10 protein-coding genes are annotated in these 8,220 nt (G+C 72.0%); 1 reads left to right on the top strand and 9 read right to left on the bottom strand.

Going from position 1 to position 8,220, the window contains the following annotated elements; genetic code table 11:
* The 6 genes from ABT084_RS37430 to ABT084_RS37405 all read right to left on the bottom strand — a co-directional run.
* Positions 1-322, bottom strand: a 322-nt coding sequence (locus ABT084_RS37430; protein ID WP_351054183.1) for a Pycsar system effector family protein, incomplete at its 3' end; no start/stop codon positions are given.
* 110 nt (positions 323-432) lie between these two features.
* Positions 433-1,209, bottom strand: coding sequence for a DUF2637 domain-containing protein (locus ABT084_RS37425; RefSeq protein WP_351054180.1), 777 nt, complete (start codon positions 1,207-1,209; stop codon positions 433-435).
* Entirely contained in the window at positions 1,209-1,514 is a 306-nt protein-coding gene (locus ABT084_RS37420; protein WP_351054178.1) for a hypothetical protein, read from the bottom strand. The genes ABT084_RS37425 and ABT084_RS37420 overlap by 1 nt, the downstream gene beginning before the upstream one ends.
* The gene (locus tag ABT084_RS37415) at positions 1,511-3,181 is read right to left on the bottom strand and encodes an FtsK/SpoIIIE domain-containing protein (RefSeq protein ID WP_351054175.1); all 1,671 of its coding nucleotides are present in this window, start codon (positions 3,179-3,181) and stop codon (positions 1,511-1,513) included. Before ABT084_RS37415 ends, ABT084_RS37420 begins: the two co-directional genes overlap by 4 nt.
* 178 nt (positions 3,182-3,359) lie before the next feature.
* Positions 3,360-3,584, bottom strand: a complete 225-nt coding sequence (locus tag ABT084_RS37410) for a hypothetical protein (protein ID WP_351054172.1) — start codon at positions 3,582-3,584, stop codon at positions 3,360-3,362.
* A gap of 496 nt (positions 3,585-4,080) precedes the next feature.
* On the bottom strand, positions 4,081-4,566 hold the full coding sequence (locus ABT084_RS37405; RefSeq protein WP_351054170.1) for a hypothetical protein: 486 nt from the start codon (positions 4,564-4,566) through the stop codon (positions 4,081-4,083).
* Positions 4,567-5,306: 740 nt separating this feature from the next.
* Between ABT084_RS37405 and ABT084_RS37400 the strand changes: the two genes are divergently transcribed.
* The gene (locus tag ABT084_RS37400; protein ID WP_351054167.1) at positions 5,307-5,627 is read left to right on the top strand and encodes a hypothetical protein; all 321 of its coding nucleotides are present in this window, start codon (positions 5,307-5,309) and stop codon (positions 5,625-5,627) included.
* Positions 5,628-5,680: 53 nt separating this feature from the next.
* On the opposite strand, the gene ABT084_RS37395 is transcribed toward ABT084_RS37400, so the two are convergent.
* The 3 genes from ABT084_RS37395 to ABT084_RS37385 all read right to left on the bottom strand — a co-directional run.
* Complete coding sequence (locus ABT084_RS37395; RefSeq protein ID WP_351054164.1) at positions 5,681-7,036, bottom strand: hypothetical protein; 1,356 nt, start codon at positions 7,034-7,036, stop codon at positions 5,681-5,683.
* A gap of 467 nt (positions 7,037-7,503) precedes the next feature.
* On the bottom strand, positions 7,504-7,932 hold the full coding sequence (locus tag ABT084_RS37390; protein ID WP_351054161.1) for a hypothetical protein: 429 nt from the start codon (positions 7,930-7,932) through the stop codon (positions 7,504-7,506).
* A 53-nt stretch (positions 7,933-7,985) separates the two neighbouring features.
* On the bottom strand, positions 7,986-8,220 hold a 235-nt coding region (locus tag ABT084_RS37385), incomplete at its 5' end, for a Pycsar system effector family protein (protein WP_502969296.1).

Here is an 8,220-nt window from a genome sequence, read left to right as displayed (position 1 = left end):
CTGCCTCGATGTCCGCCTGCTCGGCGGTGGCCCAGTAGACGAAGCTCGACCGGTCGGTCGACGTACGCGGTGCGACCCGGGGCCGGATGACCATCAGGGCCAGGACCACGCCGACGACCACGGCGGCCGCGCCGACGACGGCGAGGACCAGGGCGAGGCCGTGGAGGCCCTTGGCGATGAGGCCGAGCCCGGCGACGAGTAACCCGTCGAGCGTGAGGATGAGTCCGGCCTTGGTGTCCGTCCGGGTCACCTCGCTGACCGTATGGGCGAGCCCGGCGTCGAGGTTCCGGTCGGCCATCGTGGTGTGAGTCTGAGTCGTCATGTCGTCTCCCGCTGAGTGAGTCACCTTGCCTTGCGTGTGTCAGTCTGACACGCATGGCTCAGGTTGCGCAAGGGGGCCGGAGGGGGTGTCCCCTCCGGCCCCGTGACGGATCAGGCAGCGATGACGTCGAGTTCGGTCTGGCCCTGGATCGGGGCGGGGCCCCGGTCGGCGTCGAGGGTTGCGTACACCCGCTGGACCTGCGAGGGGGCGCGGGTGGACACCCGGGCCGCCTCACGGATGCTCAGGCCGTCCCGCCAGGCCTGCTCGATGGCCGCGCGGGCCGCCTCGGTGCCGAGCCGGGGACGCGGGGGGACAGCCGGGATCTCCAGGTGTCCCCCGCAGATGACCAGGGACGATGCCTCGACCGGGGCGGGGTCGAGGGCCGGGGGAGGGGACACCTCGACCGGGGCGGTGTCCACCGTGGTGGCCACCACCGGCGGTTCGGTGTCCAACACGGCCACCGGGGTGCTCTCGACCAGGGTGTGGATCTGCCGCATCAGGACGCCGAACGCGAGCAGGGCGGCGGTCGGGGGGACGGCGGCGACCACGTAGTCGAGCAGGGGGACGGTCGCCGCGTCCCGGGCCCCGGTCACCCCGGCCACGTTGAGCGCGATCGAGCCCAGGGACCCGGCCGCCGTGATGCCGACCGCCCAGTGGTCGGTCCGGCGCTGGAGACCGGCCCGGAGCATCAGCAACTCGCCCGCCACGATGAACGCGTCCAGGGTCGCGGGCCACGCCCACTGCCGGGCGCCGGAGACGGCGAGCCCGTGATCGCCCGCCACTTCCGCGAGGTGGGCGTAGGAGAGCCAGAACGCCAGGGCGGTCAGCGCCACGATCACGACCCCGGCCGCGATCAGGGAGACCCGCTCGATCCGTTCCTTGGTCATCACTTCGCGCCCTTCACGTGGCTGTTCATGAGCGAGCGGATGACGATCCAGCCGATCGCGGCAGAGATGGCGCCGATGCCGACCGCGACCGCGACCACCGCGACCGCGAGGAGCATCGCGACCACCAGGCCGCCGCCGACCACGCCCGCCAGGATCAGCGGGGCGTACTGCTTCGGCGGGGCCGGAGCCTGGATCACGATCACCGGAGCCGGGCCGCCCGGGCCCGCCTGCTGCACGGCCTGGTCGTACGCGACCGCCGGGATGTGCCCGGCACGGGCCTGGTCGACGGGGAGGTGAGTGCTCATGCCGACACCTCCGCAGCGGTCGCCAGGACGTACCGGCCGCGCCCGACCTTGACCGCGACGCCGTCGTCGGTCAGCTCCTGGAGCCCCGCGTAGACCTGGCTCTTGCCCCGACCGGTCGCCACGACCAGCTCGGCGGCGGACATGCCGGAGCCGGGTGCGTCGGCCAGCGCGGCCCGGATCGCGTCGGGCACCGACAGCTCGACCAGCTCGGCAGCGGCGGGCGCCGCCGGAGCCGCAACCGCCGGCGCATCGCCCGCGGTTTCCTTCGTGAGCTGCACCGCCTCGTCCATCGCCGCGTCGGTTCGCGGGTCGGGGATCAGGCGCGGCGCGTACGTCGGCATCGGCGGGACCACCGGGGCCGGGGCCGCCGGAGCAGGCGCGGCCGGGGCCATGTACGGCTGGAGCTTGCGGAACTGCTTCTCGTCGATGAACGCGGCGCGGGACTCCTCCGGCTCCTGGTGCTCGTCGTCCAGGAGCAGGAGCCAGCCCTTCCCCGGGAGCCGGTGAGGCATCCAGCCTTCCTTGGTCAGGTCCTCGAAGACGACCCGGCTCTCGGACTGGCGGCGCATCTTCAGCGAGATGATCCCGGACATCTGCGACCGCAGTTCGCTCGGCAGGTTCGTCGCCTTCGGGAACTGAGTGGCCCACCACAGGTAGATCCCGAACGCCCGGGCCTGCTCCAGGAACGTGAAGAACATCAGCAGTTCGTCGTCGTCCAGCTCACGGATCAGCGCGGCGCCTTCGTCCACCATGACGACCCGGTCCCGGTTCGTCATCGACGTCGGCCAGGTGCTCGTGCGCGCCTCGCGCATCACCGCCGCGCGGCGCGGCAGCTCGGTCTCCATGAACCACTTCAGCCGGGCCTTGGCCTGCTCTGCGTTGGTGATCCGGACGTCGGCTTTGCCCTCGTAGTGCTGCGACTCGGTGCCCTGCTTGAGGTCCCAGACCTCCAGGTCGGCATCGGCCGCGAGGATCACGGGCGCGGCCAGCACCCGCTGCGCCGAGGACTTGCCCGAGCCCGAGGCGCCCACGATCAGGATCCGCTGTTGCAGGTCGATGCCCGTCCACTCCCCGAACGGGTTCATCGACAGCGGCGCCGGGTGCTTGATGCTCACCAGGCCGGTCGGCACCGGCCACGGCACGTTCTTCGCCAGCGGGTTGCGGACCGTGATCCGGACGATCGCCTTGTGCGCGGTCGCACCGGGCTCGACCCGGACCGCGCCCCGGCGGGTGCCGAGCCCGGTCTCGATGTCCTTGATCCGGGCGGTCAGCGACTCCAGGGTGAGCGACCCGCCCAGGGTGACCCGGACGTCCACGCCCATCGGCGTGCGGCGGACCCGGCCGCGCTTGAGCCCGGTCAGCTTGCGGGCCTCGGTCATCGACCGCCACCGCTCCGGCTGGAGGCGGATCGCGAGGCGGATCGGCATCCGCATCCGGGCGGCCCACAGGCTGATCGTCACGTACCGGACGAACGCCCGGCAGGCCTTGACGATCACGCGGCCGGTGGCCTTGCCGACCGCCTTGCGACCGGTCTTGCCGATGACTGCCAGGAGCAGGCAGGCCCCGACCGCGATCAGGACGACGACCCCCAGGGGGCCGAGATTGGACAGCAGGTGTCCGAGCGTCTCGGGCTCGGCACTAGGGTTCTGGACAGCACTGATGATCACGAGAATTTGCCTCTCGTCGTCGGTGTCAGAGCCGTCCCGGCCGTAGGAAGCCGGGGCGGCTCGTCTGTGTCTGGTGCTGATCTTCCGGACCGGAATTCCGGCGGCTTGACAACCTCGCGCGCATTATGCGCACGCGCGCACGAGGCCCGGGCCGGAACTTCCGGCCGCCGGACGGGAGTCAGTTCGCCTCGGTCGCCCACTTCCGAGCCGTGTTGGAGGCGACTCCCGTCAGCTCGGTGATCCGCCGGTAGGGGACCTCCATCGTGACCGCCTGAGCGATCACCGGCCGCAGCTCGGCATCGACCGCCTCCAGCTGAGCCAGGAGCTTGATCCGTCGGGCGCCCAACGGCCTGAGAGCCGCTTCGGCTGAGGCCCTCAACTGGGCCGGTGTCTGCTGCGTCATGCGTCTCACTCTGACACAGCGACTCTGTCAGCGCAACACGTCTCACTGTGCGCGTTTCTAAGTGCCCCCCGGTGATCATGCCGGGACTGTACGCCGCTCTGAGCGCCTCAACGAGCGGTTTGCGGCTCGGAGTCCAGCCCCGGGCCGAACGGGGCTCACAGAGCCGTCTACGGGCTCCGACGGGGCGCGTGCGGGTCACAGCTAGCGGGGCTCCGCCCCACACCCCGGCCACCAGTCCCAGAGGGGCCGGGGGCACCGCCGGTGACTGCGGGTCCGTGGGTGGGGTCTGTGGAGGGTCGTGGGGGGTCCCTCCGGCCTGGACGGCACCGGAGGTCAGCACACCGCCCGCCGGGCCGTCCAGGACGCCTACGGCGCCGCTACGCGGTCGGCTACGCCGATCCCGGACACCCCGACGACCGGCGCGCTCAGGCTGCGCCTGCCGCCCAGACCGGAGGGACCCCCCACTCAGGCCCAGCCGTTGGCGCGAGGCGCCGGGCTAGATGCCCTCGTCGTCCTCGATGTCGAACGGCAGCGGCACCGGCTCCGCCCGCGACCCCGTCGGCAGCGGCGACGCCGTCATCGTCGACCGGCGCCGCCCCGGGCCCGCGCCCAACGTCCGGCGCGGAGCCGGAGCCGGGACCGGGGCCCGCCACGCGTCCGGCAGCACCGGGGCCGGATCCGGCGGCGCGAGGAGGTAGTCCTCCTCCACGACCGGCGCCGGAATCCGGGGCGTCACCTGCGGCGACCGAGTTTCTCCGTCCGTAGAAACTCGGGGCCCCGTTTCTACGGACGGAGAAACGGCGGACGCGGCGGCCAACGCCTCATCCACGAGCCGCTGATCGCGGCGCTTCTTGTACGCCTGGTCCCGGCACAGCCGCTTGCAGTAGTCCCGGCTCCGGCCGACACCGGACTGCCGGATCGTCCCGCCGCACCAGCCGCAGAGCTTCGCGCCGTCCGGCGTCCTCGGGGTCTCGGTCTCCATGCCCCCGACCGTATCCGGCGCCCAACGCCTGCTAGGTGCTAGGCCGCAGGCCGGACCGCCGATCACCTGCTAGCGGCGGTGCTAGGCCTAGCAGGCCCAGCCGCTAGACCTAGCACCCGAGCACGAGCACCAGGAGCACGAGCATGTCCCCGCCCGGAACGTCGCCCAGGTGTTGCACACCTCTGGCACTACGACGATCCGGAGCCCGGCCGGGCCCCGCGGCTTCGTCGGGCGGACCGGAGTCCACGCGCTGTCCCGCACGGCGGACCCCAACCGCTGACGGTCCGCTGAAACACCAGGACGGACCGCCGAGCCAGCGGACGCCCAGCGGACCGTCAGCGGACGCCCAGCGGACGGCACTCGAGCAGAACGATCACACCTATGCATCACGACCCAACGGCCCCCACCACTCCCAGACCGACCCCAGAACCACCCACCAGAACGGCACACCTCTTGCTACCCGCCCGCCTACTACAAACCGCACTACAAACCCACACCTAGGCATTCCTCAATCCGTCGGCTCCACCAACACCCCTCACCCCCACCCCCAGCCCCCCGCCCTACAGATATGTCCGGCGGATCACCAGCTGCAGTTCGTGGGCTGAGCAGGCATTGTGCAGACGACCGCCGCTCGGGGTCTCCCCCTCACGCTCCCCCTCACAGTCCCCTCCACGGGACCCCCTCACCGTCCCCCGCACTCTCCCCCTCAGCGATCACACAGGGCCAGCCGAGGCTCCGTGGTGAGCGCACGGGACCGGTTGAGGCGCCGCCCCAGGCTCCGCCGGGACGAACTCACCGGGGAGTTCACCACCCCGGCCGGTGAGTTCACTGGTGAGTTCACCGACCGGCAGACTGCCGTGATGAGCACCTCCCGCCGCGCGCTCGGCGTCGGCCCCCGCCCCGAATCCAAAGCCGTACTTGCGATTCCAGCCCCGCGGCTTCTGCCCGCCGAGCGAGCCGATTCCGTGCAGACCGAGACGGACGAACCGCAGGTCGGATCCGGCGAGCAGCGCCGGCGGATGCTCGGTTCGGGACCGGGCACGACGAGCACCAGGACGTGAGCGTGCTGCGGGGCCGGTGCCCTGTCGGCACCGGCCCCGGGGAGCAAGGCGGGTCAGTTCGCGGCGGCGGTCGCCCGGCGGTGCGCACGCTGCACGTGCTCCACGAAGGTGCGGGCCGCCGGGCGCAGAAGCGCCGCAGGGACCGTCGCGGTCGGCTCGTCCTCCCCGGCCTGGGTGGTCGGCTCGTCCTCGGTGGGCGGGTCGAAGACGTCGATGCCCCACCGCAGGCCCCACGACTCGATCAGCAGCCGGACGCCGCCGATGCCGTGCGCCTCGGCGACCTTGACGAGGTCGAGGCGGCGGCCGGGCACCCGGGCGATGTGCCGGTACCAGGTACCTGACGGGATCACGAGGATCGGCACCAGGCCGCCGGATTCGTCGGTGATCTCGTCATCGCTCCGGGTGTCCTGCGGGATCTCCAACGCCTTCACCAAGGCGTTCAAGCCCTGCGTCCGGTACTGCTTCCGCACGCCGTAGATGCCTCGTTCGCGCTCGCGGTACGCGGTGGTGAACATGCCCGGGACCCCGCCCGAGGCGGCCAGTTCGTCGGCCGCCGCGTCGCCGAGCTGCCACGGTCCGAGGCGCCCGACCCGACGCCCGTCCTTGAGGTCCTGACGGGACAGTTCGAGCCCGATCTTGGCCGTGCCCTTGTCGCCGTCCTTGTACAGGTAGCGGGCCGTCTCCCCCTCCTCGCCACTGTTCAGCGAGCGCAGGTCGGTGCCGTGGCCTTCCCCGCCGCACGGGCAGTCGGGCCTGTCGCACGTCTGGCTGACCTCGTACCCGCCCGCTTCCCGGACCGCGTTCGCCCATGCCGTGGCGATGGCCCGGCGGAAGGCCAGTTGGCCATCCGCGTCGAGCGGCGTGGCCGTGACCCACAGCGCGTGCCAGTGGAGGTGGTGGCCCGTGTCCGGGCCCCACGTGTCCTCGTAGGCCCGCTCGTAGCCGATCACGCCAAACTCAGCCTTGAGACGCCGCCAGGGCCGCCCAGCGGACCCGTACCCGCCGCGCCACCCGTCGTGCAGCAGCGCGACCAGCCCGAAGCGCTCGCCCTTGCGGTTCGAGCCGAACGGCATCCGGCTGTAGTGGCGCAGGCCGCTCGTGCCGAGGTGCAGCCCGTACCCGGCCGCTGCCAGGCCGTCCGCCATGAGCTGAGCGTTCGACGCCCGCACCGCGAGGATCCTCGTCCCGCACCAGGCGCACAGGTGGACGTTGTTGCACCGGCAGACGCCCGTGAGCGCCGCCTCACCGGCCGCCCACTGGAGCGTCGCCGACTTCCCCGTGAGCCGGTTTCCGCACGCTCGGAACGCCTCGCCGACCGCGACGGTCTGGTGGCGGTCGCGACGGGCGTACCGCTCGTCGCGGGTCCCCGCTTTCGGCCGTCCCTTTTTGGGCTCCGCCGCTTCCGCCACAACGCTCTGACCTGCAGCGGACGGAGATTTTCCCTTACTACTAAAGCCCGTGTCCGGATTTGCCTCGGGAGGGGTCTGCCCCGCACCGCCGGAGGTGGGCTCGGCAGCCTTGGCGATTGCCCGCTTTGCGGCTTTCCGGCACGCGTCAGAGCAGTAGACCTTCGGCTTCTTGCCGGGGATGTGGACGATGGCCGTGCCGCAGTGGCACCGAGGGCCGGGAACGCGAGCGGCCCCGGGCGACGCGTCCGTGGACGGGGTCGCGGCCGGGGCCGTGGGTCCTGCATCATGGGAAAGCACTACGAGCACCATTCCTGAGTCCGTGAGAAGTCTTTTGGATCTTGGTGTTCGCTCTGGGCCCGCCGTGCAACCGGCGGGCCCTTCGCGTTGTCTGGGGTGGTTCGGGTCGAGCGTGTCACAGGTGGCGGCCTGTCAGGCGTGGGACGCCCGGGACGCCTTGGGCCTGTGAGTCAGGCTTCCCAGCGGTCGAGGCCATCGCGGCGGGTGTGCCGCCAGTCCTGGCGGGCGCCGATGATCTGTTCCGCCCAGAGGGCCGCCGCCTCGATGTCGCGGTTGTCGTCGGCGTCGAACGTCTCGTGCTCGTGCATGCCATCCAGGCCGGGGCCGTCGAGCCGCCAGCCGAAGACGTCCACGTCGATGTAGTGCGGCTGGAGGACGTAGGCCGGGCTGGCCACGGTCGGCTGGTCGAGTTCGGCGAGGAGCTGGTTCATCTGCTGCGGCGTGGCGCCCAGCAGGCCCGCCGCGCGCATGGCCGCGTTCGCCTCCCGGGCTGCGGCCTCGACCGGGTGGTGGGTGGCGTCCGGGTCGATGGCGGCGGCGCCGAGGGCCTTGTGGAGCCGGATGTACGCGAGGAGGGCGGTGCGGGTCAGGGCGTCCATGGTGGTCCTTCCGGTGGCCGGGCCGCCGCTGGGCGGCCCGGGGTGAGGGCGGGTCAGCGGGTGACGGCGGCGGCGGCGAGCGCGACCACGGAGACGAGGGAGGCGTCACCGGCGAGGCGGAGCAGGCGCATCTTGGCGAGGACGAGTCGGCTCAGGACCTGCACCCGGGCGACCCGGCGGTCCTCCTCGAACCCTGCCTCGATGTCCGCCTGCTCGGCGGTGGCCCAGTAGACGAAGCTCGACCGGTCGGTCGACGTACGCGGTGCGACCCGGGGCCGGATGACCATC

Origin of the sequence: Streptomyces sp. NPDC002138, from assembly GCF_040296485.1 — a bacterium.
In the GTDB taxonomy this organism is placed as follows: domain Bacteria; phylum Actinomycetota; class Actinomycetes; order Streptomycetales; family Streptomycetaceae; genus Streptomyces.
This window is presented reverse-complemented; position numbering and strand designations above follow the sequence as displayed.

Coding starts and splice junctions, on each gene's coding strand:
- ABT084_RS37405 (WP_351054170.1), bottom strand. CDS start 4,566: ATGGAGACCGAGACCCCGAGGACGCCGGACGGCGCGAAGCTCTGCGGC.
- ABT084_RS37410 (WP_351054172.1), bottom strand. CDS start 3,584: ATGACGCAGCAGACACCGGCCCAGTTGAGGGCCTCAGCCGAAGCGGCT.
- ABT084_RS37425 (WP_351054180.1), bottom strand. CDS start 1,209: ATGACCAAGGAACGGATCGAGCGGGTCTCCCTGATCGCGGCCGGGGTC.
- ABT084_RS37390 (WP_351054161.1), bottom strand. CDS start 7,932: ATGGACGCCCTGACCCGCACCGCCCTCCTCGCGTACATCCGGCTCCAC.
- ABT084_RS37420 (WP_351054178.1), bottom strand. CDS start 1,514: ATGAGCACTCACCTCCCCGTCGACCAGGCCCGTGCCGGGCACATCCCG.